At 60.7% G+C, this 21307-nt stretch carries 26 protein-coding genes; 18 read left to right on the forward strand and 8 right to left on the reverse strand.

Annotated features, from left to right (window positions below):
• The first annotated feature begins 106 nt into the window (after positions 1–106).
• The 7 genes from recA to DUGA2_RS18785 all read left to right on the forward strand — a co-directional run bounded on the left by recA (position 107) and on the right by DUGA2_RS18785 (position 6073).
• Positions 107–1225 carry a recombinase RecA gene (recA, locus tag DUGA2_RS18755; RefSeq protein ID WP_070271004.1) on the forward strand — a complete coding sequence of 373 codons (1119 nt, stop codon included), beginning with the start codon at positions 107–109 and terminating at the stop codon, positions 1223–1225.
• Between the two features lie 76 nt (positions 1226–1301).
• On the forward strand, positions 1302–1754 hold the full coding sequence (recX, locus tag DUGA2_RS18760) for a recombination regulator RecX (protein WP_070271005.1): 453 nt from the start codon (positions 1302–1304) through the stop codon (positions 1752–1754).
• A gap of 254 nt (positions 1755–2008) precedes the next feature.
• Positions 2009–2593, forward strand: a complete 585-nt coding sequence (locus DUGA2_RS18765; RefSeq protein ID WP_070271006.1) for a DUF2889 domain-containing protein — start codon at positions 2009–2011, stop codon at positions 2591–2593.
• A gap of 77 nt (positions 2594–2670) precedes the next feature.
• A complete protein-coding gene (gene sucC / locus DUGA2_RS18770; RefSeq protein ID WP_070271007.1) occupies positions 2671–3840 on the forward strand; it encodes an ADP-forming succinate--CoA ligase subunit beta in 1170 nt (389 codons plus the stop codon).
• Between the two features lie 13 nt (positions 3841–3853).
• Complete coding sequence (gene sucD / locus DUGA2_RS18775; RefSeq protein WP_008452531.1) at positions 3854–4735, forward strand: succinate--CoA ligase subunit alpha; 882 nt, start codon at positions 3854–3856, stop codon at positions 4733–4735.
• Positions 4736–4832: 97 nt separating this feature from the next.
• A complete protein-coding gene (locus DUGA2_RS18780) occupies positions 4833–5408 on the forward strand; it encodes an FHA domain-containing protein (RefSeq protein ID WP_070271008.1) in 576 nt (191 codons plus the stop codon).
• A 197-nt stretch (positions 5409–5605) separates the two neighbouring features.
• Positions 5606–6073 (forward strand): pilin, encoded by a 468-nt coding sequence (locus DUGA2_RS18785; RefSeq protein WP_008452528.1) that lies wholly within the window; start codon positions 5606–5608, stop codon positions 6071–6073.
• 49 nt (positions 6074–6122) lie between these two features.
• Here the strand turns inward: DUGA2_RS18785 and DUGA2_RS18790 are convergent, their stop codons facing one another.
• On the reverse strand, positions 6123–6836 hold the full coding sequence (locus DUGA2_RS18790) for a flagellar brake protein (protein WP_008452526.1): 714 nt from the start codon (positions 6834–6836) through the stop codon (positions 6123–6125).
• Positions 6837–7085: 249 nt separating this feature from the next.
• Positions 7086–7280, reverse strand: coding sequence for a hypothetical protein (locus tag DUGA2_RS33625; protein WP_141753316.1), 195 nt, complete (start codon positions 7278–7280; stop codon positions 7086–7088).
• 162 nt (positions 7281–7442) lie between these two features.
• Here DUGA2_RS33625 and DUGA2_RS18795 point away from each other — a divergent pair, with 162 nt between their 5' ends.
• From DUGA2_RS18795 to DUGA2_RS18805, 3 genes are read left to right on the forward strand one after another with little or no spacing between them, the layout of a single operon-like run.
• Positions 7443–7934 (forward strand): type VI secretion system tube protein Hcp, encoded by a 492-nt coding sequence (locus tag DUGA2_RS18795; RefSeq protein ID WP_070271009.1) that lies wholly within the window; start codon positions 7443–7445, stop codon positions 7932–7934.
• An 8-nt stretch (positions 7935–7942) separates the two neighbouring features.
• Positions 7943–8425 (forward strand): penicillin-insensitive murein endopeptidase, encoded by a 483-nt coding sequence (locus DUGA2_RS18800; RefSeq protein WP_070271010.1) that lies wholly within the window; start codon positions 7943–7945, stop codon positions 8423–8425.
• A gap of 2 nt (positions 8426–8427) precedes the next feature.
• Positions 8428–8805, forward strand: a complete 378-nt coding sequence (locus DUGA2_RS18805) for a hypothetical protein (protein ID WP_229214725.1) — start codon at positions 8428–8430, stop codon at positions 8803–8805.
• Between the two features lie 159 nt (positions 8806–8964).
• Here DUGA2_RS18805 and DUGA2_RS18810 read toward each other — a convergent pair whose 3' ends face one another.
• Positions 8965–9201: a hypothetical protein gene (locus tag DUGA2_RS18810; protein WP_070271011.1), complete on the reverse strand. Its 237-nt coding sequence runs from the start codon at positions 9199–9201 to the stop codon at positions 8965–8967.
• 165 nt (positions 9202–9366) lie between these two features.
• On the opposite strand from DUGA2_RS18810, the gene DUGA2_RS32805 reads away from it, so the two are divergent.
• The gene (locus tag DUGA2_RS32805) at positions 9367–10233 is read left to right on the forward strand and encodes a DUF2971 domain-containing protein (RefSeq protein WP_083296373.1); all 867 of its coding nucleotides are present in this window, start codon (positions 9367–9369) and stop codon (positions 10231–10233) included.
• 166 nt (positions 10234–10399) lie between these two features.
• On the opposite strand, the gene moaC is transcribed toward DUGA2_RS32805, so the two are convergent.
• On the reverse strand, positions 10400–10903 hold the full coding sequence (moaC, locus tag DUGA2_RS18815; protein WP_070271012.1) for a cyclic pyranopterin monophosphate synthase MoaC: 504 nt from the start codon (positions 10901–10903) through the stop codon (positions 10400–10402).
• Between the two features lie 112 nt (positions 10904–11015).
• Here moaC and DUGA2_RS18820 point away from each other — a divergent pair, with 112 nt between their 5' ends.
• Positions 11016–12689 (forward strand): M48 family metalloprotease, encoded by a 1674-nt coding sequence (locus tag DUGA2_RS18820; protein ID WP_070271013.1) that lies wholly within the window; start codon positions 11016–11018, stop codon positions 12687–12689.
• Here DUGA2_RS18820 and DUGA2_RS18825 read toward each other — a convergent pair.
• From DUGA2_RS18825 to DUGA2_RS18840, 4 genes are all read right to left on the reverse strand, one after another.
• Positions 12667–13248 (reverse strand): DUF2946 family protein, encoded by a 582-nt coding sequence (locus DUGA2_RS18825; protein WP_070271014.1) that lies wholly within the window; start codon positions 13246–13248, stop codon positions 12667–12669. The two genes, DUGA2_RS18820 and DUGA2_RS18825, sit on opposite strands and share 23 nt — an antisense overlap.
• Positions 13241–14215: a YheT family hydrolase gene (locus DUGA2_RS18830; RefSeq protein ID WP_070271015.1), complete on the reverse strand. Its 975-nt coding sequence runs from the start codon at positions 14213–14215 to the stop codon at positions 13241–13243. Before DUGA2_RS18830 ends, DUGA2_RS18825 begins: the two co-directional genes overlap by 8 nt.
• Before the next feature lie 90 nt (positions 14216–14305).
• Positions 14306–14731 (reverse strand): nuclear transport factor 2 family protein, encoded by a 426-nt coding sequence (locus DUGA2_RS18835; protein ID WP_070271016.1) that lies wholly within the window; start codon positions 14729–14731, stop codon positions 14306–14308.
• Positions 14732–14762: 31 nt separating this feature from the next.
• Entirely contained in the window at positions 14763–14981 is a 219-nt protein-coding gene (locus DUGA2_RS18840; RefSeq protein ID WP_008452514.1) for a zinc-finger domain-containing protein, read from the reverse strand.
• Positions 14982–15118: 137 nt separating this feature from the next.
• On the opposite strand from DUGA2_RS18840, the gene DUGA2_RS18845 reads away from it, so the two are divergent.
• The 6 genes from DUGA2_RS18845 to DUGA2_RS18870 all read left to right on the forward strand — a co-directional run bounded on the left by DUGA2_RS18845 (position 15119) and on the right by DUGA2_RS18870 (position 21307).
• Positions 15119–15865: an AzlC family ABC transporter permease gene (locus tag DUGA2_RS18845; RefSeq protein WP_070271088.1), complete on the forward strand. Its 747-nt coding sequence runs from the start codon at positions 15119–15121 to the stop codon at positions 15863–15865.
• A complete protein-coding gene (locus DUGA2_RS18850) occupies positions 15858–16187 on the forward strand; it encodes an AzlD domain-containing protein (RefSeq protein ID WP_070271017.1) in 330 nt (109 codons plus the stop codon). The genes DUGA2_RS18845 and DUGA2_RS18850 overlap by 8 nt, the downstream gene beginning before the upstream one ends.
• Positions 16188–16255: 68 nt before the next feature.
• Complete coding sequence (locus tag DUGA2_RS18855) at positions 16256–17473, forward strand: phosphoglycerate kinase (RefSeq protein ID WP_083296374.1); 1218 nt, start codon at positions 16256–16258, stop codon at positions 17471–17473.
• A gap of 203 nt (positions 17474–17676) precedes the next feature.
• Complete coding sequence (gene pyk / locus DUGA2_RS18860) at positions 17677–19128, forward strand: pyruvate kinase (RefSeq protein WP_008452504.1); 1452 nt, start codon at positions 17677–17679, stop codon at positions 19126–19128.
• A gap of 99 nt (positions 19129–19227) precedes the next feature.
• Positions 19228–20292, forward strand: a complete 1065-nt coding sequence (gene fba / locus DUGA2_RS18865; RefSeq protein ID WP_008452502.1) for a class II fructose-bisphosphate aldolase — start codon at positions 19228–19230, stop codon at positions 20290–20292.
• Positions 20293–20413: 121 nt separating this feature from the next.
• Complete coding sequence (locus DUGA2_RS18870; RefSeq protein ID WP_070271019.1) at positions 20414–21307, forward strand: phosphoribosylaminoimidazolesuccinocarboxamide synthase; 894 nt, start codon at positions 20414–20416, stop codon at positions 21305–21307.

The following is a 21307-nucleotide window of genomic DNA, read 5'->3' on the forward strand; positions in this document are numbered from 1 at the left end:
CAATCTCAAAATTGTTTAAAAATCGTGCTTGCATTAAGCACTGTTTTTTTATACAGTGCTGCCTGTACCGACGAATTTGCACCCACCTACTGGTTGAAAGAACATTATGGACGATAAAAAAGCTGTTGTACCTGCATCTGAAAAGGCTAAGGCGCTGGCTGCCGCGCTGGCCCAGATTGAAAAGCAATTCGGCAAAGGCTCCGTAATGCGCATGGACGCCAACACGCCGATCGAGGACGTACAGGTCGTGTCGACCGGTTCGCTGGGTCTGGATATCGCCCTGGGCGTCGGCGGCCTGCCGCGCGGCCGTGTGGTGGAAATCTACGGTCCGGAATCGTCGGGTAAAACCACGCTGACGCTGCAAACCATCGCGGAAATGCAAAAACTGGGCGGTACCTGCGCCTTCATCGACGCCGAACACGCGCTGGACGTCGGCTACGCGCAGAAACTGGGCGTCAACCTGCACGAGCTGCTGATCTCGCAGCCGGACACCGGCGAACAGGCACTGGAAATCTGCGACGCGCTGGTGCGCTCCGGTTCGGTGGACATGGTCGTGGTCGACTCCGTCGCCGCGCTGACGCCACGCGCCGAGATCGAAGGCGACATGGGCGATTCGCTGCCGGGCCTGCAAGCCCGCCTGATGTCCCAGGCGCTGCGCAAGCTGACCGGTTCGATCAACCGCACCAACACCCTGGTCATCTTCATCAACCAGATCCGCATGAAGATCGGCGTCATGTTCGGCAGCCCGGAAACCACCACCGGCGGCAACGCGCTGAAGTTCTACGCCTCCGTGCGCCTGGACATCCGCCGCACCGGCTCGATCAAGTCGGGCGACGAGGTGATCGGCAACGAAACCAAGGTCAAGGTCGTCAAGAACAAGATCGCGCCGCCGTTCAAGGAAGCGCACTTCGACATCCTGTACGGCGCCGGCACCTCGCGCGAAGGCGAGATCCTGGACCTGGGCGTGGAAGCGAAGATCGTCGAGAAATCCGGTTCCTGGTACAGCTACAACGGCGAGCGCGTCGGCCAGGGCAAGGACAACGCCCGTATCTTCCTGCAAGAGCGTCCTGAGCTGGCATGGGAAATCGAAAACAAGGTCCGCGAATCGCTGGGCGTGCGCGCACTGCCGCCGCTCAACAGCGACAAGGGCGACACCGTCGTCAAGCTGAAATCGGTCGACAAGGCTGATAAAGCGGACAAGGGCGACAAGGCCGACGCCGCGTAATCGGCGCGTCCGCTGGCTCCCGAACCACCGCCTTGCCTGTGCAAGCGGTGGTTTTCTCATTGTGCAGAGGTTTCTTATGGCAGCACCACAACTCAGCCTGAAGGGACGCGCGCTGCGCTTTTTGTCGATGCGCGAGCACAGCCGCATGGAGCTGGCCCGCAAGCTGGCGCGCTACGCGGAAGAGGGCGACGACGTCGAAGCCCTGCTCGACCTGCTGGAAAAGAACAACTGGCTGTCGCAGGAGCGTTTCTCCGAAGCGCTGATCCACCGCCGTTCGGCCCGCTTCGGCAACAGCCGCATCGTCGCCGAGCTGCAAAGCCACGGCATCAAGGGCGAGGAACTGCAGGAATTGAAGGCCGGCCTGGCCGAAGGCGAGACCGAGCGCTGCGTCGAAGTCTGGAACCGCAAGTTCGGCACCGTGGCCGCCGATCCACAGGAGCGCAACAAGCAGATGCGCTTCCTGCTGCAACGGGGATTTTCCCAGCGCGCCGTGCAGACCGCGCTCAAGGGCGCCCCGGAAGACGACTGAAACCTTGCCGCGCCGCACCATGCAATGTTTCCATGACTGAAATAAGACTGGTGAATTTCTTGCCAAAAAACTCATAAAGCCGCCATTTTCAGCGCTCAAAGTTATGTTCTGACGCAACTTGAGGCACCGATGTGCTACACTTTTGGGGTTTTTGCAGCGCCGCAGGTGCGGTAGTTGTCCGTAGAAGCTGCGGACACGTGCGATCAGCACATGGCTGCTTACTAAATTTCTGCCGCGAGAGCGGCATCGGTCTTATGTCCCTGTCAACTCCAGTTACCCGACGTGCGCTCCGGCACACGCGCGCAATTGCCGTCCAAGCGTACGCACGCGATGACGGGCTGTGGGATCTTGACGCCCATATCACCGATATCAAAGTCATCGACACCATGCTGGCCTCCGGCCCGCGTGCCGCCGGCACCCCCCTGCATGACCTGCACCTGCGTTTGACCGTCGATCTGCAACTGACCATCGTCGATGCCGAAGCCGCATCCGATGCCGTTCCCTATCCCGGCCACTGCGACACCATCGCCCCCGATTACAAAAAACAGCTGGTCGGCCTGAACCTGATGAAGGGGTTCCGCCACGAGCTCAAGCAACGCCTGGCCGGTATTTCCGGCTGCACCCATTTGACCGAACTGGCGCAGATCCTGCCCACGGCTGCGGTGCAGGCGTTCGCCAACGATGTCTGGTCGACCAACGACGCGGCGACCGAAAACGACGGCGTGCCGCGCCACAAGCCGTTTCAACTCGACAAATGCCATGCCCTGCGCACCGACGGTGCGGCAGTGGCGCAGTTTTACCCGCGCTGGGTGGCCAAAGCAGCACCAGGTGGCGCGTAGCAATCTCTGCTTACTAGATTCACACATTTCGCAGTATCAACCGATTTTTACACATCAGCATCAGAAGGGAAGCCAGCATGAAAATCCATGAGTATCAAGGCAAAGAAATCCTCCGAAAATTCGGAGTGACGGTTCCGCGCGGTATTCCGTGCATGTCCGTTGAAGAAGCAGTCAAAGCTGCTGAAACCTTGGGCGGTCCGGTCTGGGTTGTGAAAGCACAAATCCACGCCGGTGGCCGTGGTAAAGGCGGCGGCGTTAAAGTCGCCAAATCGCTGGAACAAGTTAAAGAATTCTCCGAGCAGATCCTGGGCATGCAGCTGGTCACGCACCAGACCGGCCCTGAAGGCCAGAAAGTACGCCGCCTGCTGATCGAAGAAGGCGCGGACATCAAGAAAGAACTGTACGTATCGCTGGTAACGGACCGCGTATCGCAGCGCGTTGTGCTGATGGCTTCCTCCGAAGGCGGTATGGACATCGAAGAAGTTGCCGAGTCCCACCCAGAACTGCTGCACTCGATCGCCATCGATCCATCGATCGGCCTGACCGACGCTGAAGCCGCTGGCATCGCCGCCAAGATCGGTGTGCCGGAAGCTTCGATCGCCGACGCCGTCGCCAACCTGCAAGGCCTGTACAAAGCCTACTGGGAAACCGACTCGTCGCTGGCCGAAATCAACCCGCTGATCCTGACCGGTTCGGGCAAGGTCATCGCTCTGGACGCCAAGTTCAACTTCGACGCCAACTCGCTGTTCCGTCAACCTGAAATCGTTGCTTACCGCGATCTGGACGAAGAAGATCCAGCCGAAGTCGAAGCATCGAAATTCGACCTGGCCTACATCTCCCTGGACGGCAACATCGGCTGCCTGGTGAACGGCGCCGGCCTGGCCATGGCCACCATGGACACCATCAAGCTGTTCGGCGGCGAGCCAGCCAACTTCCTGGACGTAGGCGGCGGCGCCACGGCTGAGAAAGTGACCGAAGCGTTCAAGATCATGCTGAAAAACCCAGGCCTGAAAGCCATCCTGGTGAACATCTTCGGCGGCATCATGCGCTGCGACGTGATCGCCGAAGGCGTGATCACCGCGGTCAAAGCCGTGTCGCTGAACGTGCCACTGGTGGTGCGCATGAAGGGCACCAACGAAGACCTGGGCAAGAAGATGCTGGCCGATTCCGGTCTGCCTATCATCGCAGCCGACACCATGGAAGATGCAGCGAAGAGCGTCGTCGCCGCCGCTGCCGGTCAAGCTTAATTAAGGAATCAACATGTCCATTCTGATCAATAAAGATACCAAAGTTGTCACCCAAGGTATTACCGGCAAAACCGGTCAATTCCACACCCGCGGTTGCCGCGACTACGCGAACGGCAAAGCTGCTTTCGTTGCAGGCGTGAACCCGAAGAAAGCCGGCGAAGATTTCGAAGGCATTCCTATTTTCGCTAACGTTACCGAAGCGAAAAAAGAAACCGGCGCCAACGTGTCGGTCATCTACGTACCGCCAGCAGGCGCGGCCGCCGCGATCTGGGAAGCTGTCGAAGCTGAAATGGATCTGGCTATTTGCATCACCGAAGGCATCCCTGTCCGCGACATGATGGCTTTGAAAGATCGCATGGCTAAAGCGGGTTCGAAAACCCTGCTGCTGGGCCCTAACTGCCCAGGCCTGATCACCCCTGACGAAATCAAGATCGGCATCATGCCAGGCCACATCCACAAGAAGGGCCGTATCGGCGTGGTGTCCCGTTCGGGCACCCTGACCTATGAAGCAGTCGGTCAGCTGACCGCACTGGGCCTGGGCCAATCGTCGGCAGTCGGCATCGGCGGCGACCCGATCAACGGTCTGAAGCACATCGACGTGATGAAGATGTTCAACGACGATCCTGATACCGACGCGGTCATCATGATCGGCGAAATCGGTGGTCCGGACGAAGCCAACGCGGCTTACTGGATCAAAGACAACATGAAAAAACCGGTCGTCGGCTTCATCGCCGGTGTAACCGCTCCTCCGGGCAAGCGCATGGGCCACGCCGGCGCGCTGATCTCCGGCGGCGCTGACACCGCACAAGCCAAACTGGAAATCATGGAAGCTTGCGGCATCACCGTCACCAAAAACCCGTCCGAAATGGCGCGTCTGCTGAAAGCCATGCTGTAATAACAGCCGGCTTGAATGTGGAAAAAAAGCCCCGTGTGTGCATGCGACGCTCAAGATCGTCGCACGGCCACACGGGGCTTTTTCATTGGAGAATAACTTGGCGAAGATCCTCATCTCGCGCGACGGACAGCTAGAACAGCAAATACAACTGAGCAAGGAGCGGATGACCATCGGCCGTCACCCGCGCAACGACATCGTGCTGACGCATCCGGCCGTCAGCGGCGACCACGCGGTCATCGTCACCATCCTCGACGATTCTTTTCTGGAAGACCTGCACAGCACCAACGGCACCTTCGTCAACGGCCATCGCATCGGCAAGCACTTCCTGCAACACCAGGACGTGATCAAAATGGCCAAGTTCCAGGTCGAGTTCATCGCCGACGGCGTGCGGCCGATGATGGCGGCGGCGCCCGTGCTGGCGCAGATCGAAGTCTTAAACGGCAACAATGCCGGAAAACAAATGGCGCTGACCAAGCCGCAGACCACGCTCGGCCGCGCCGGCGTGCAGGTGGTGGTGATCCATCGCCACCCGGATGCCTACACCATCACCCACCAGGAGGGCGCGCAGGCGCCGCTGGTCAACGACATCCCCCTCGGCAAGCAGCCGCAGCGCTTGAACCATGGCGACGTGATCGACCTGGGCGGCACGCACATGGCCTTCCGCATCGCCTGACAATATTTGTCAGCGCGCCGGACGGCTGACAAATTGCGGCGCCGCGACTGACAAAAAACGGCAGTCCGGGCGGCGAAAAGCGACAGTTTTTGGCAGATTTGGCGGGTTTGGACCCGAAAAATGGGGTGGCACACCAATTGCTCATAGCTAAGTGTCCTACCAAATTTTGATGTTCAACACACCCCCAGGAGTCGAAAATGAAATCCATGAAAATGATGAAGAAACAAGCACAAGCCGGCTTCACCCTGATCGAACTGATGATCGTGGTTGCCATTATCGGTATTCTGGCCGCTGTGGCGATCCCGGCGTACAGCGACTACACCGTGAAAGCCAAGATGGCGAATGCCCAGGGCGCGATCGACTCGATCAAGACCGCGGTGGCACTGTGCGCCCAGGAAGGTGGAGGGGATCTGACCGGCTGCAACGCCGGTGCCAAAGGTGTACCGACCTTCACCCCGACCAAGGAAGTTTCCGGCGCCACCGTTACCGACGGCGTGATCGTTGAAACCTTCGCCACCGGCGTCGGCAAAGACATCGACGGCAAAACCGCGACCTTCACCCCGACCATCGCCGCTGGTGCAGCGAACGTAACCTGGAACGTGACCACCACCGTCACCAACACCGCAGCGTCGCAAGCACTGACCAAAAACAACGTCACCCCATAATGCTGTTGGGCCAGACGTAAAAAAACCGGCTTCGGCCGGTTTTTTCGTTTCAGACGATCTTTTGCCGATCGGCGATCAACGCCTCGTAGGTCAGGTTTTGCAGCATGGTGTAGTGGACCGGATCCAGGTCGATGAACTGTACGCCGTAGGTGAAGACCTCGGCCTTGTCGCTGGTGGCCGGCTTGACCACGTTGATGTTGCGGATGGTGGCGTTCGGATTGATGCGCACCTGGCGGTTGCCGGGCTGGGCGATCAGGTAGAAGGACAGGCCGACCTGGGCCTCGTCCTCGGACAGTTTCTTGGCCGACTCGATCAGCGCACCGGACACGCTCAGGTTCACCAGGAACACCGAGGTGGTGCCGGCCGGCGACGTCACCTGGGCCGGGATATCGACCTTGACCCGCATCGCCGCGCGCAAGCTGGTGCCCTGGATCGACACCGGGAACGACAGGTGGACATAGAACAGCGGCCGTGGGAACACGCGTTGCACGACGCAAGAGAATGAGCAGACGTTGACGCCGGAGAAGACGCGGATGGTCAGCTTGTCGCCGTCATTGAGGGCGATCGGCGCGCCATTCTCGAACGGAACCTTGACGATCATATACTCGTCTTTGACCCAGCCGATCAGCGTGGAGAAGTGCTGGATAGGCTTGATGGTGCGATGAGTAATGAACTGAATCCTGCCACCCACCTGCAGGTTCATCTGTTCGAATTCGTATTCCTGAGTCTTTGCTTCGCTCGGTGGAGGAGGGTTGCTGCTCATTCAAATTCTTTCTCGTATGCGCGAGGCGGGTACGGTGAGGCCTACGTCAAAAAATTACTTCAGCAACATTTATTATATACGCGCCATGCAAAGGTAACAATCAGACAATACACGAGGTTGCTGATTGGTCGCAGACTAGCACGTTAGCGGCGATGCAAGGCTGAAAAACGTTGCATTTCTGAGCAAGTGGGGGCAGGGCCACGGAGATGGACTTTGCTGTTCTCGGGCGTTAATCAGGAAATTGCCTAGCTAATCCTGTTCTGTCCTGATCTCTAGCTGATAGTCCAATCCGTTGTCAGGGAACACGCCCTTGTCTTTCAAGATTCCGAAGGCCGCAGCGATGGCGTTTTTGCGTGCATCAGACTTCGCCGCGATATCGGCCGATGCCGCCGGTGCGTTGGGCACGGCCGGGTTTGGATCATGCGTTTTTGAACGACGTTGCATGGCGACCTCCCGAGTGAACCGCTGGACGGTAAATTATAGATCACCGTGCTGTGATCTGTATCTGTCCTGGACTGTGTATTTGACGGCGCCTGATAAGGCGCAATGCCACCAATGCAGCAGTCGTCAATACTTGCACCGTCATCTACGCAACGGAGAGTAACCATGGCAATCGACGTGTATCTGCAAATTGACGGAGTCAAAGGCGAATCGACGGACTCCGCGCATACGGGCTGGATCGAAATTAGCTCGGCCCACTTGGGCGTCGAACAGCCCAAGAGCGCCACGTCATCGACCGCTGGCGGCCATACGGCCGAACGCTGCGAGCACCGCAGCATCGCGCTCACCAAGTTAGCCGATCTTTCCTCGCCGATTTTGATGCAACTTTGCTCCGCTGGGAAAACGATCGCCAAGGCGAAGTTGGAGTTCATGCGCGCTGATGGACAGGGGGAGCGTGTCAGGTACTACGAAGTCGAATTGGAAAACGTACTGATCGGTAGTATCAATCAAATGGTCCATGAAGGCGATATCCTGCATGACAGTTTTGCTTTGAAGTTCTCCAAGATCAAGCACAAGTACACGCAGCAGAAAATCGGCGGCGGTGCCGGCGGCAATACGTCGGGTGGTTGGGACTTAGCGGCCAACAAAGTTGTCTGAGGTCCACCATGAACCAAGAACAAGAACCGCTGGACTCGCGGCGCTACTTTATGGTTCCTCAAGCGCCAGAAGACGCCGGCTACTACGTGTACGGCAGGCTTGATGGCAAACCCAGCAAAGGCGCCTACCAGTATGCGAACGCCACAATGCTTACCGCCATCCTGTGGGTCGAAAGGGAATGGCAGCTAATCGATGATCGGAAGTTTGGGGTCGGAGACATTAGCCTTGCCGGCGGCCCGAAGCACAAGGACCATGCCACGCATCGAAGCGGGCTGGAAGTGGACATACGGCCTATCCGTAAGGACGGCAAGCACGAGCCATGCAAATGGTGGGATGAAGCGTACGACCACGACGCAACACAGCGGCTGATAGAACTATTTTGCATCTATTCCCCGGTCATTCTGATCTACTTCAACGGACCGAATCTACCCGTGGTGAGGAAGCGGATCAAACACGACGACCACTTTCACGTCCAACTAATAGCCCCTTGAATATGAGAAAATTAATTTGGCTGGCCGTCGCCGGCGGCGGCATGATCGTTTCCCTGGCTTGTGCCGCAGAGTGGTCCGGGGAGTGGAAGGCGCTTCGCGCGACCTACACGATTTACTCTGGTGAGTTGGCGGAGCGGGAGGCGCCAACCTCTACCGAGCGGAGCATGACTGTGGCGTTTGAAGGTCAGGCGGCCAAGGAATTATTCGATTCGATTGGTCCTGATTCTCGCGATACATGCAGCCAAGACAAGGGCGACAGGGAGCGACGTAAGAGGGGCATCTACTGCACCTATACCCTGAAGGGCACAGGGCGTGGATATCAGTGCTGGATTGGGCTGAACCTGCGCACGGGCGAGAGCATTCCAACTGTAAGTTGCTGAGTTGATCTGTTGTAATGTCCTGAATCTAGGGTAGCAGAGTTGTAGGAAAAGCTGTAAGCGCATTTCATGAGGCTAACTCACAGAGGTTGTACCTCTTTGCGTACTGGTGTGGGATGGCGCTGGCTCTTGTGCCATGCTTTCAGCTTGGCGATGCTCCCCCTAATGTCTTTTATTCTGTGCCAGTTGCTTACAGTAGGACATCGCCATCAGCGTGCTTGCTTCTTCGTCAAGGTAGTCGCACGGTTTCCCGCGTCCCAGTTTGTCGATATAGATGCCGCTCTCCCCTGCATTATTAATTTCATCACGAACCTTCTTCAGAAAGTCGTAATGTTCCGTCAAAGGCCCGCCCTTCGTACTGGGCGAGTTGATGAACGCTACGATGTCCACCCTGGACATGGTGGGTACGCCGTTGACTTCGTGGATGTTTAGGGGCGCTTCTACTGCGTTGGCACTGTAACGACAACGGCCCCTGGAGCGCTAGCAGCGGCCTTGGCAGAGTTTGCAGCGGTGCCAGATTATGCCGTTGTGTTACGCTACAGATAAACTACACACGGATTAAACATGCCGACCATTTATCATTACTGCGACACAAACGCTTTTTTATCTATTGTTGAGAGAGACATACTTTGGCTTTCGTCTGTGTTTTCAATGAACGATTTGGGCGAGATGAGTTTTTTTGGTGAAAAGGTTCTTCCAGCAATACTCAAATCAATTGATAACAATCCTGACATTCATAGTAATCGTGAGTTGACAGATCAAAGAGCGGTCATTAAGAATGCTATGGAGAATGTTGATTGTTATTCTCTTTGCTTTTCTGAAAATGATGACGATCTTTATCAGTGGCAAGCATATGGTTGTAGAGGGAAGGGTATTTCCATCGGATTCGACTCCTATTCGCTGTGCGATAACCACGTCGATTTCAACTTTAAAACTCGATCTATCAATGTTCCACGTAATACGAATTCCATTCCTGATGTGGAGCTTGCGCGGGTAAATTATGTTAAAGCGGAACAGGTAGCGGAATATGCAGATATGCTACGTAGTGCTATGTGGGCCATTACGCCAACTGGAGAAGAGCAAGGGAGTGATCCACTTACGCGATTCATGCTCACAGCATGTAAGCTAATTAAAAGCACAGCCTTTGATGCCGAGCGTGAGCACAGGCTGATGTATTCTCCAAGTATCATTGAGCCTGTGCGTCCCGGCGACAAAGAAGAGATAAAAGGAATTCTTGATAAGAGAAAATGGCGGATGGGTGCGTATGGTATAACTCCGTATTTTGAATATCCAGAGAAAGCAAAAGAAGCTATACGTGAAGTGACAATTGGTCCGAGCAGCTTGGAAACTGTGGAGAAGGTGCAGGCTTTTTTACGCAGCCAAGGTCTGTCTGATGTTAAGGTAACTAAGTCTGCATCAACGCTGCGCTAAAAAATCTAAAAATTTTAGCAAGGTCGAGGGGCTGACTTAACCACAGCCAGCGGCACTAAAACTGCCACTGCCAGAAGCTGAATCTCGCATGGTGTCGGTACGGTCTATCAGCAGTGCCGGTTATTGGCAGTCTAACCACGAGAAATTCCCTAGCCAGATCAGCAACTTAGCTCGTCACGCTCCAATCCCCCGACTTGCCGCCATGCTTCTCCATCACCCGGATATCGGTCATGACCATGCCCCGGTCTACGGCCTTGCACATGTCGTACACGGTCAGCAGGCCGACTTGCACCGCCGTCAGCGCCTCCATTTCCACCCCGGTCTTGCCGTAGGTCTCGACCTGGGCCTTGCAGTGCACGCTTGAAGCGGCGACATCGGTCTCGAAATCCACCGTCACCCGGGTCAAGGCCAGCGGGTGGCACAGCGGCACCAGGTCGCTGGTGCGCTTGGACGCCATGATGGCGGCGATGCGCGCGATGCCCAGTACGTCGCCTTTCTTGGCCGTGCCGCCGGTGATGATGGCCAGCGTTTCCGGCTTCATGCGGATGGTGCCGCTGGCCAGCGCGATGCGGTGCGTCTCCGTCTTGGCGCCGACGTCGACCATGTGCGCCTGGCCGGCGCTGTCGAAGTGGGTCAGGTGGTCGGCGGGTGCGGAGTTTTCGATGGTCATGGCAGGCTGAAAAACGTAACAAAATAATTCGTCGGCGGACGCCGTGCGTGAGCGCCCAAGTTGCGGGTATCATATCATCGTGAATACCAAACGTTCCCCCCGCTCCCTGCGCATGCGCGCAGTCGCCGCCGCGCTGCTGGTCGCCATGCCGCTGGCCATGGCCCAGGATGTGCTCGCGCCCGCCAAAATCCCGAACCTGCCCGCGCTCGGCGATACCGAACGCCAGGATTTGTCGCCGCTGATGGAGCGCAAGCTGGGCGAGGAAATCATGCGCGATATCCGCCGCGACCACGATTTCCTCGACGACGGCCCCATCCTCGAATACCTGAACAACTTCGGCAACTCGCTGGTCGCCGCCCGCCCAGGCGCGCGCGGCGAGGCCAATTTCGATTACTTCTTCTTCGCCGTGCGCGATCCGCAACTGAACGCCTTCGCACTGCCCGGCGGCTTCATCGCCGTGCACTCGGCGCTGCTGCTGGCGGCGCAGTCCGAATCGGAGCTGGCGTCGGTGCTGGGCCACGAGATCGGCCACGTGGCGCAGCGCCACATCGCCCGCTCCATCGGCCAGCAGAAGCAGGACGCGCTGATCCCGCTGGCGGCGATGATCCTGGCCGCGCTGGCGTCCAAGGCCGGCGGCGACGCGGCCCTCGGCGTGTTCTCGGCCGGGCAGGGCCTGGCGATCCAGCGCCAACTTAACTTTGGCCGCGACGCCGAGCGCGAAGCCGACCGCATCGGCTTCCAGATCATGGGCGCGGCCGGCTATGACACCTCGGGCATGGTGGCCTTCTTCCAGCGCATGCAGACCGCCACCCGCAACTACAGCGACCTGGTGCCGGCCTATCTGCAAAGCCACCCGCTGACCACCGAGCGCATCGCCGACATCCAGGCGCGCATCCGCGAGCAGCCGTACAAGCAGCGCCAGGACAGCCTGGACTTCTACCTGGTGCGTTCGCGCGCGCGCGTGCTGCAGGATTCCAGCAGCAACGGCCTGGCCGAGGCCAGGACTTTCTTTGAAAGCCAGATGAAACAGGAGAATCGCCAGCAAGTCACGGCAGGCCAGTACGGCATGGCTTTCCTGTCGCTGAAAAAAGGCGAGACCGCCAACGCCCAGGCCTGGCTCGACAAGGCGCGCGCGACCTTCGACAAGCCGCCCGCCGCCGGCACCTTCAGCGCGGCGCCGCGGCCGGCGCCGGATTCGATCTTCGTCAGCACGTCGATCGAGATCAAGCTGGCGCAGCCGGACGACAAGGCCATGATAGAGAAGGCGCTGGCCGAGGCGGAGGCGGCGCACCTGCAGTTCCCGCTGTCGCGCGGCATCGCCCACCAATATGGCGAAGCCTTGATCGCGGCCGGCAAGCTGGAGCAGGCGGCCACCTATCTGCGCGACCAGGTGCAGCTGTACCGCGAAGACCCGGACGCCTACGATTTGCTGGCGCAAGCCTATTCCAAGCAGGGCAAGCTGGCCTTGCAGCATATCGCGCTGGCCGAATCGTATGTGTTGCAGGGCGGCGTGCTGTCGGCGCTGGACCAGCTGAGCTATGCGCGCAAGGCGCCCGACGCCTCGTTCTACGACCAGGCCGTGATCGATGCGCGCGAGCGCGAGTTGCAGGCCCGCCGCCGCGAGGAGCTGGGCGAGAAGGGCAAGAAGGATTTGCGCGAGGCGGAATCGCGCCCGGCGTTCAAGGCGGAGATGCGCCACAGCGCGGAAGAGACGACGCCGGCCAACCGCTTCGACCGCATGCGCCAGGATGCCGACAGCCTGACTAAGGGGCGGCAGGTACGCTGACGTAGCCGTAGCGCGCCGGCAGTTCGGCGGCCGCCACGCGCTGCACGGCCACGCCGTCCAGCGTCAGCGCGCCGGCGGCGGCGCCATCCATCCACGCCAGCAAGGCGTCGTCGTCCACGGCGGCGCCGTCCATTTGCAGGCGATGCAGCACCTGCGCGAAATCGCGGTCGTCCAGCTGCGCCACCGCGCCGCCGCTGCGCAAGACCAGCGCGCCCGTCTCCGTCAGCACCACTTCCTCGACCGTGCCCAGCGCCGCGCCCGTGTGCAGCAGCCAGCCCTGCGCCGGATCGGTGCGGACGATGTAGGGCGTGGCCTCCAGCTGCACATACACGCGCTGCGGGCCGTTCTGGAAATACCAGCAGCCGCGCTCGTCGGCCGCGTAGTTGCGGACGATGAAGGCCACCAGCGCCGCATGCTGCAATTTGTCGCCCGGCAGGTTCAGGTGCTGGGCGCGTTCGTCGCGCATGCGCCAGTGGCCGCGCGCATCCAGTCCCAGCCAACCGTAGCAGTAGGGCACGTTCGGCCATTTGGCCAGGGCTTGCTTGACGATGTCATCCATGTTGTTCTGCCAGTGCGTCGTTGGTGGCGGTCGCGCCCGTCATGAAGTTGAGCAGGCGCTGCGGCAGCCAGTGCAGCTTGCCCGGCAGGCCGCCGACGGCAAAGCCCACATGGCCGCCCTCGGCAGGATAGTCCAATATCACGTTGGCCGCCGCACGTTGCGGCAGGTGGCGGCCCGGCAGGAAGGGATCGTTCTTCGCGTTCAGCACCAGCGTCGGCACGGTGATGTCGTTCAGCACGTGCTTGGCGCTGGCGCGGTCCCAGTAATCGTCGGTGTCGCGGTAGCCGTGCAGCGGCGCCGTCACCACGTTGTCGAAGGCGTACAGGTCGCGCGCGGCGTGCAGCGCGTCGAGGTCGAACAGGCCGGGGAACTGCTGCAGCTTGGCCACGCACTTGGGCTTGAGCGTTTGCAGGAACATGCGCGTGTAGAGCATGTTGAAGCCGCTCGACAGCGAGACGCCGCCCTGCGCCAGGTCCAGCGGCGCCGACACCGAACAGGCGGCGTCGACGAAGTCGGCCTGGTGCTGCGACTCGCCCAGCCAGCGCAGCAGCGCGTTGCCGCCCAGCGAGACGCCGGTGGCGTAGAACTTGCCGCTGCTGCGCGCATGCAGGCGGCGTAGGATCCAGTCGATCTCGGCGGCGTCGCCGGAATGGTAGAAGCGCGGCGCGCGGTTGGGCTCGCCGGAGCAGCCGCGGAAATGCGGCACCGCGCCCGACCAGCCGCGCGCCGCCACGGCCGCCATCAGCGCCCGCGCGTAGTGGCTGTCGGACGAGCCTTCGAGGCCGTGGAACAGCACCACGAAAGGCTGGCCCGGCTGGCCGTCGACGAAATCGACATCGACGAAATCGCCGTCCGGCGCTTCCCAGCGCTCGCGCCGGAACCGCACCGCCGGCCTGGCGATGCACAGGGCCGGGTAGATGGTTTGCAGGTGGCCGGTGGGTAGCCAGAAGGGCGCCGAGTATGTCATTGCTGTCCGTTGATTGAGCCGAGCTTTTACCCCGGTAGGGCGGGGTCGTACCCCGTACGGGGTACGACCCCTGTGGATCGCCGTGCGGGTTTAATGCAGGATCTGGCTGTGGCTGTCCGCCGGCGCCGGTCCCGGCGCCACCGAGGCGTGGTGCAGCACGATGCGCCAGCCGCGCGGCGTCTTGACGTAGACGTTGGTGGCGACCAGGTGCGCGGCCTCGCCGCCGGCGGCCGTGCCCTCGACCACGGTGTGCACCGAGCTCATCAGATTGTGGGTTTCATGTAGCTGCGTCGGCACGATGTGCAGGCCGCCATGCTCCAGGATCGCCGCCCACGAGGTGCGGATCGCCGCATGCCCGATCAGGCGCGGCCCGCCCGGATGCACGCAGACGATCTCGTCGTCGTCGGCCCACAGCGACATCAGCGTGTCCAGGTCGGCGCGGTTGAGCGCGTCGTAAAAAGCCGCTTCGGTTTCTGCGGCACTGCCGTTCAACTGCTTGACTCGCTTGGTGGGCATGCTGGCTCCGGGACGCGCTGGCTGGCTGGGATTAGTGGTGGCCGACGACGGTGCCCGGCTTCAGGCGGTAGGCGGTGCCGCAGTATGGGCACTTGGCGATGCCGTCGTGGTTGAATTCCAGGAACACGCGCGGGTGCGACGACCACAGCGGCATGGCCGGGTTAGGGCAGTGGGCCGGCAGATCCTTGCCTTCGAGCTCGACTGCGTTGACAGCTGCGTTGGTGGCGGCGGACGTGTGGGCGTTGGTCATATTCTTGTGCTCCGAAAGGCTGGGGAAAACCACGATTTTAACGGATTCGCGCATTGAGCAAAAATCATCGGTAAAATAGCGCCTCTACAACCCCGGTGCGGCCCGCTATGTGGCGGGAATGACACACGATGACGCACATGACCGATTTGAGCAGCACACCTCCCCAGCCCTACGTCGCCGAGCACCACGAACCCTCGTGGCGCGAAGGCTTGAAGACCGGCACCCCCACCCTGTTCGGCATCGGCGCCTGGGGCCTGGTGGTCGGCATCGCCATGGTCAAGAGCGGCCTGACGGTGCCGCAGGCGCTGGGCATGACGCTGCTGGTGTTCGCCGGATCGGCCCAGCTGGCCGCGCTGCCGCTGATCGCCTCGCATTCGCCGATCTGGGTCATCTTCGCCACCGCCTTCGTGGTCAACCTGCGCTTCGTGATCTTTTCGGCACTGCTGGCGCCGCACTTCGCCCACCTGCCGTGGCGCAAGCGTTTCGTGCTCGGCTACGTGGCCGGCGACATGACGGTCGCCCTGTTCCTGCAAAAATACCCGAGCGAGGCGCCGCAGGTGGGCAAGCTGTCCTACCTGAAGGGCTTGCTGTACCCGAACTGGGCCGCCTGGCAGATCGGTTCGATCGCCGGCATCTTCCTCGGCAGCGCCGTGCCCACCGAATGGGGGCTGGGCTTTGCCGGCACCCTGGCCATCATCTGCGTGATGATCCCGCTGATGGTGGGCCGTCCCGCGCTGTGCGGCGTGCTGGTGGCCGGCGTGGTGTCGGTGCTGGCGGCCGGCCTGCCATACAAGCTGGGCCTGCTGCTGGCCGTGCTGGTCGGCATGCTGACCTCGATGGCGGTCGAAGAGGGCGTCGAAAAATGGAGAAAACACCATGGCTGATTGGGAAATCTGGGCCGTCATCGGCGTGCTGGCGCTGGCCACCGCCGCCACGCGCAGCTCGTTCTGGCTGATCGGCCAGCACATCACCATCCCCAAGCGGGTGCAGGAAATGCTGCGCTACGCGCCGGCCTGTGCGCTGGCCGCCATCGTCGCGCCGGACCTGGTGCTGGTCGACAGCCACCCGCTGCTCGATTTGAGCAATCTCAAACTGGTATCAGGCATCGTGGCGACGATTTTTTACTTGCTGCGCCGAAATATGTTGCAGACGATTGTGTTCGGCATGGCCTTTTACACGGTTTTGCGACTGATGCATGTATTTTAATAACAGATAAATCACCCCGTCCTTGCGGTAAAATAGCGCTCTTTCCTCAACTCGACCTTTGGGTAGCCATGTCCGCTGTTTTGAACTTCATCCGTCTGCAAGATCTCATCGCCCAGAATGCGCTGCAAGGCAAGCGCGTTTTCATCCGCGCCGACTTGAACGTGCCGCAGGATGATAGCGGCAATATCACCGAAGATACGCGCATCCGCGCTTCCGTACCGGCCATCAAGGCTGCCGCGGCCGCCGGCGCCAAGGTCATGGTCACGTCCCACCTGGGCCGTCCGACCGAAGGCGAGTTCAAGCCGGAAGACAGCCTGGCGCCGGTCGCCGCGCGCCTGGCTGAGCTGCTGGGCCAGCCGGTCGAGCTGAAACAGAACTGGGTCGACGGCGCCGGCCTGGAAAACCTGCAGGCCGGCCAAGTGGTATTGCTGGAAAATGTACGCGTCAACAAGGGCGAGAAGAAGAACAGTGACGAACTGGCGCAGAAAATGGCCGCTTTGTGCGACATCTACGTCAACGACGCTTTCGGCACCGCGCACCGCGCCGAAGCGTCGACGCACGGCATCGCCAAGTTTGCGCCGGTCGCCTGCGCCGGCCCGCTGCTGGCCGCCGAACTGGACGCGCTGGGCAAGGCGCTGGGCGCCCCGGCCCGTCCGCTGCTGGCCATCGTCGCCGGTTCCAAGGTGTCGTCCAAGCTGTCCATCCTGAAGGCGCTGGCCGACAAGGTCGACAACCTGATCGTCGGCGGCGGCATCGCCAACACCTTCATGAAGGCCGTCGGCCTGAACATCGGCAAGTCGCTGGTGGAAAACGAGCTGGTCGAGGAAGCCAAGGCCATCATCGAAATCATGGCCAAGCGCGGCGCCCAAGTCCCGATTCCGGTCGATGTCGTCTGCGCCAAGGAATTCTCGCCGACCGCCGCCGCCACCATCAAGGATGTGGCCGACGTCGCCGATGACGACATGATCCTGGACATCGGCCCGAAAACCGCCGCCATCCTGGCCGCGCAGATCGGCGCCGCCGGCACCATCGTCTGGAACGGCCCGGTCGGCGTGTTCGAGTTCGACCAGTTCGGCGAAGGCACCAAGACGCTGGCGCTGGCCATCGCCGCATCGAAGGCGTTCTCGATCGCCGGCGGCGGCGACACGCTGGCGGCCATCGCCAAGTACCACATCACCGAGCAGATCGGCTACATCTCGACCGGCGGCGGCGCTTTCCTGGAGTTCCTGGAAGGTAAGACCCTGCCGGCGGTGGAGATTTTGACGCAGCGTGCTGCGGCGCAGTAATACAGCTGGAAAATACTAGGTATAAAAGCACGGTCGTGCGGTGTAGCAAATTAACAGTAAAATCAAGTTAATGCCTGGGAATGGCTAAAATTTTGTAGCTTTGCTACAAAATTCTGGCCTCACCATCACAAACAGCGCAGCTCTTCCGCGTCCCCGCCGCTTTTGCGGGGACGGTTCGCATGACCCAACGCTCAAGGAATCCTATGTCCCGTGGTACCAAAATTGTTGCAACGATCGGCCCAGCCTCCACTGACTTCAACGTCTTGGTGAAAATGATACGTGCGGGCGTCGATGTCGTGCGCCTGAATTTCTCGCATGGCAAGGCCCAGGATCACATCGACCGCGCCCGCCTGGTGCGCGAAGCGGCGGCCGAATGCGGCCGCGAGGTGGCGATCATGGCCGACATGCAGGGTCCTAAAATCCGCGTCGGCAAGTTTGAAAATGGTAAGATTGACCTTGCGAACGGCGATAAATTCATCCTGGACGCGAAATGGGGCGAAAACGGCGAACTGGGCAACCAGGAACGCGTCGGCCTGGACTACAAGGCGCTGCCGCAGGATTTGCGCGCCGACGACAAGCTGCTGCTCAACGACGGCTTGATCGTGCTGGTGGTCGACAAGATCGTCGGCCATGAGATTTACACCACCGTGAAAATCGGCGGTGAACTGTCCAACAACAAGGGCATCAATCGCCAGGGCGGCGGCTTGACCGCGCCGGCGCTGACCGCCAAGGACATGGAAGACATCAAGACGGCAATGAGTTTCCAGTGCGATTACCTGGCGATCTCGTTCCCGAAAAGCGCGACCGATATGGAAATGGCGCGCCAGCTGGCCAATATCGCCGGCGAGCCGTTCGGCCACAAGCCGCTGATGATCGCCAAGATCGAGCGCGCCGAAGCGATCCCTGTGCTGCAGGAGATCCTCGACGCTTCCGACGGCATCATGGTAGCCCGTGGCGATCTGGCGGTGGAGGTAGGCAACGCGGCGGTGCCGGCGCTGCAGAAGCGCATGATACGCATGGCGCGCGAGTCGAACAAGCTGGCGATCACCGCGACCCAGATGATGGAGTCGATGATCTTCAACGCCGTGCCGACCCGCGCCGAAGTGTCGGACGTGGCCAACGCGGTGCTGGACGGCACGGATGCGGTGATGACCTCGGCGGAAACCGCATCGGGCCGTTATCCGATTGAAACGGTGGAAATGATGGCCGCCATTTGCGTGGAAGCCGAGCAGTCCGAGTATAACAAGCTCGACGCCGACTTCCTCAATGCGACCTTCACCCGGATCGACCAGTCGATCGCCTACGGCGCGCTGTTCACCGCGCACCATCTGGCGGTGAAGGCCATCGTGGCGCTGACCGAGTCCGGCTCGACCGCGCTGTGGATGAGCCGGCACAACATCGACACGCCGATCTTCGCGCTGACGCCCAGCGTGACGACCCAGCGCAAGGTGGCGCTGTACCGCAACGTGAAGGCCTACAATCTGCTGCAAAAAGCCGGCAGCGCGGAAGTGCTGAAGCAGGCGGAAGATTTGCTGGTCGAGTACGGCATCGTCAAGAAGGGTGACATGATCGTCGTCACCTGGGGCGAGCCGATGGGCCAGGTCGGCGGCACCAATGCGCTGAAGATCGTCAAGGTTGGAGAATTTACCAAGTAAGTCCGGTAGCGCCCCCTCGCGGAACGAGGGTGGCCAGCTTCGAACAACGAAGCTGGCCGGCTCCGGCAACCAGGTTTTTTTATTGTTTGGAGTATTACCATGTCCCTCGTATCCATGCGTCAACTGCTGGACCACGCCGCTGAAAACGGCTATGGCATCCCTGCGTTCAACGTCAACAATCTGGAGCAAGTGCAGGCCATCATGGCCGCCGCCGACGCCCTGAACAGCCCGGTCATCATGCAAGCCTCGGCCGGCGCCCGCAAATATGCCGGCGAAGCCTTCCTGCGCCACCTGATCGACGCCGCCGTCGAAGCCTACCCGCACATCCCGGTCGTCATGCACCAGGACCACGGCCAGTCGCCGGCCGTGTGCCAGGCCGCGATCCGTTCCGGCTTCACCTCGGTGATGATGGACGGCTCGCTGGAAGCGGACGGCAAGTCGGTCGCTTCGTACGAGTACAACGTCGAAGTGTCGAAAGAAGTGGTCAAGTTCTCGCACGCCATCGGCGTCACGGTGGAAGCCGAACTGGGCGTGCTCGGTTCGCTGGAAACCATGAAGGGCGACAAGGAAGACGGCCACGGCGCCGACGGCACCATGACCCGCGAACAGCTGCTGACCGACGTGGCCCAGGCCGCCGACTTCGTGCAGCGCACCCAGTGCGACGCGCTGGCGATCGCCATCGGCACCTCGCACGGCGCCTACAAGTTCACCCGCAAGCCGACCGGCGACATCCTGGCCATCGACCGCATCAAGGAAATCCACGCCCGCATCCCCAACACCCACTTGGTGATGCACGGTTCGTCGTCGGTGCCGCAGGAACTGCTGGCCATCATCCGCGAATTCGGCGGCGACATGAAGGAAACCTATGGCGTGCCGGTCGAAGAGATCCAGGAAGGCATCCGTCACGGCGTCCGCAAGATCAACATCGACACCGACATCCGCCTGGCCATGACCGCGGCCGTGCGCCAGTTCATGTTCCAGAACCCGTCGAAATTCGACCCGCGCGACTTCCTCAAGCCGGCCCGCGCCGCCGCCGAGCTGGTCGTGCGCGCGCGCTTCCAGTCGTTCGGCTGCGAAGGCCAGGCGTCGAAGATCAAGGTCATCCCGCTGGAAAAAATGGCCGAGCGTTACAAGGCCGGCGAGCTGTCCCAGATTGTGAAGTAAAATTCTGTTTTGGAACGGATCGATTCTCTCGGGAATCGGTCCAACTCTCTTGACCGGCTAGCAAGGTTTTCCCTGCGCCGGTTTTCGCTTTTCTATACCGCTAGTCTATCCACCTCCCGCTATGAACAGCCTTTACCAGACCTCCATCAAGTCCCTGCCACTCCTCGGCCACGGCAAAGTCCGCGACAACTACGCTGTCGGCGACGACAAGATTTTGATCGTCACCACCGACCGCCTGTCGGCCTTCGACGTCGTCATGAACGAGCCTATCCCCGGCAAGGGCATGGTCCTGAACCAGATGAGCGATTTCTGGTTCGAGAAACTCGGCCACATCGTGCCTAACCACCTGACCGGCGTGGCGCCGGAATCCGTGGTCGCCGCCGACGAAGTGGAGCAGGTCAAGGGCCGCGCCGTGGTCGCCAAGCGCCTGAAGCCGATCATGGTCGAGGCGGTGGTGCGCGGCTACATCATCGGTTCGGGCTGGAAGGATTACCAGGACACCGGCAGCATCTGCGGCATCAAGCTGCCTGCGGGCCTGCAACAGGCCGAGAAGCTGCCTGAGCCGCTGTTCACCCCGGCCGCCAAGGCCGACCTGGGCGAACACGACGAGAACATCAGCTTTGCCGACATGGAAAGCCGCATCGGCGCCGAACTGGCCGCCAAGATGCGCGACGTCAGCATCGCCCTGTACCAGGCCGCCGCCGACTACGCCGCCACGCGCGGCATCATCATCGCCGACACCAAGTTCGAGTTCGGCTTGGACGAAAACGGCGTCATGCACCTGATGGACGAGGTGCTGACCGCCGATTCCTCGCGCTTCTGGCCAGCGGACTCGTACCAGCCTGGCATGTCGCCGCCGTCGTTCGACAAGCAGTTCGTGCGCGACTACCTGGAAACCCTGACCTGGGGCAAAACCGCACCGGCGCCGGCGCTGCCTGCCGACGTCATCGACAAGACCCAGGCCAAGTACTTCGAAGCCATCGAGCGCCTGACCGGCCAGAAGCTGAAGGCCTGA

The sequence above is a fragment of the Duganella sp. HH101 genome (assembly GCF_001758795.1).
Classification (GTDB): Bacteria; Pseudomonadota; Gammaproteobacteria; order Burkholderiales; family Burkholderiaceae_D; genus Rugamonas; species Rugamonas rivuli.

Coding starts and splice junctions, on each gene's coding strand:
- recA (WP_070271004.1), top strand. CDS start 107: ATGGACGATAAAAAAGCTGTTGTACCTGCATCTGAAAAGGCTAAGGCG.
- recX (WP_070271005.1), top strand. CDS start 1,302: ATGGCAGCACCACAACTCAGCCTGAAGGGACGCGCGCTGCGCTTTTTG.
- DUGA2_RS18765 (WP_070271006.1), top strand. CDS start 2,009: ATGTCCCTGTCAACTCCAGTTACCCGACGTGCGCTCCGGCACACGCGC.
- sucC (WP_070271007.1), top strand. CDS start 2,671: ATGAAAATCCATGAGTATCAAGGCAAAGAAATCCTCCGAAAATTCGGA.
- sucD (WP_008452531.1), top strand. CDS start 3,854: ATGTCCATTCTGATCAATAAAGATACCAAAGTTGTCACCCAAGGTATT.
- DUGA2_RS18785 (WP_008452528.1), top strand. CDS start 5,606: ATGAAATCCATGAAAATGATGAAGAAACAAGCACAAGCCGGCTTCACC.
- DUGA2_RS18790 (WP_008452526.1), bottom strand. CDS start 6,836: ATGAGCAGCAACCCTCCTCCACCGAGCGAAGCAAAGACTCAGGAATAC.
- DUGA2_RS33625 (WP_141753316.1), bottom strand. CDS start 7,280: ATGCAACGTCGTTCAAAAACGCATGATCCAAACCCGGCCGTGCCCAAC.
- DUGA2_RS18795 (WP_070271009.1), top strand. CDS start 7,443: ATGGCAATCGACGTGTATCTGCAAATTGACGGAGTCAAAGGCGAATCG.
- DUGA2_RS18800 (WP_070271010.1), top strand. CDS start 7,943: ATGAACCAAGAACAAGAACCGCTGGACTCGCGGCGCTACTTTATGGTT.
- DUGA2_RS18805 (WP_229214725.1), top strand. CDS start 8,428: ATGAGAAAATTAATTTGGCTGGCCGTCGCCGGCGGCGGCATGATCGTT.
- DUGA2_RS18810 (WP_070271011.1), bottom strand. CDS start 9,201: ATGTCCAGGGTGGACATCGTAGCGTTCATCAACTCGCCCAGTACGAAG.
- DUGA2_RS32805 (WP_083296373.1), top strand. CDS start 9,367: ATGCCGACCATTTATCATTACTGCGACACAAACGCTTTTTTATCTATT.
- moaC (WP_070271012.1), bottom strand. CDS start 10,903: ATGACCATCGAAAACTCCGCACCCGCCGACCACCTGACCCACTTCGAC.
- DUGA2_RS18820 (WP_070271013.1), top strand. CDS start 11,016: ATGCGCGCAGTCGCCGCCGCGCTGCTGGTCGCCATGCCGCTGGCCATG.
- DUGA2_RS18825 (WP_070271014.1), bottom strand. CDS start 13,248: ATGGATGACATCGTCAAGCAAGCCCTGGCCAAATGGCCGAACGTGCCC.
- DUGA2_RS18830 (WP_070271015.1), bottom strand. CDS start 14,215: ATGACATACTCGGCGCCCTTCTGGCTACCCACCGGCCACCTGCAAACC.
- DUGA2_RS18835 (WP_070271016.1), bottom strand. CDS start 14,731: ATGCCCACCAAGCGAGTCAAGCAGTTGAACGGCAGTGCCGCAGAAACC.
- DUGA2_RS18840 (WP_008452514.1), bottom strand. CDS start 14,981: ATGACCAACGCCCACACGTCCGCCGCCACCAACGCAGCTGTCAACGCA.
- DUGA2_RS18845 (WP_070271088.1), top strand. CDS start 15,119: ATGACCGATTTGAGCAGCACACCTCCCCAGCCCTACGTCGCCGAGCAC.
- DUGA2_RS18850 (WP_070271017.1), top strand. CDS start 15,858: ATGGCTGATTGGGAAATCTGGGCCGTCATCGGCGTGCTGGCGCTGGCC.
- DUGA2_RS18855 (WP_083296374.1), top strand. CDS start 16,256: ATGTCCGCTGTTTTGAACTTCATCCGTCTGCAAGATCTCATCGCCCAG.
- pyk (WP_008452504.1), top strand. CDS start 17,677: ATGTCCCGTGGTACCAAAATTGTTGCAACGATCGGCCCAGCCTCCACT.
- fba (WP_008452502.1), top strand. CDS start 19,228: ATGTCCCTCGTATCCATGCGTCAACTGCTGGACCACGCCGCTGAAAAC.
- DUGA2_RS18870 (WP_070271019.1), top strand. CDS start 20,414: ATGAACAGCCTTTACCAGACCTCCATCAAGTCCCTGCCACTCCTCGGC.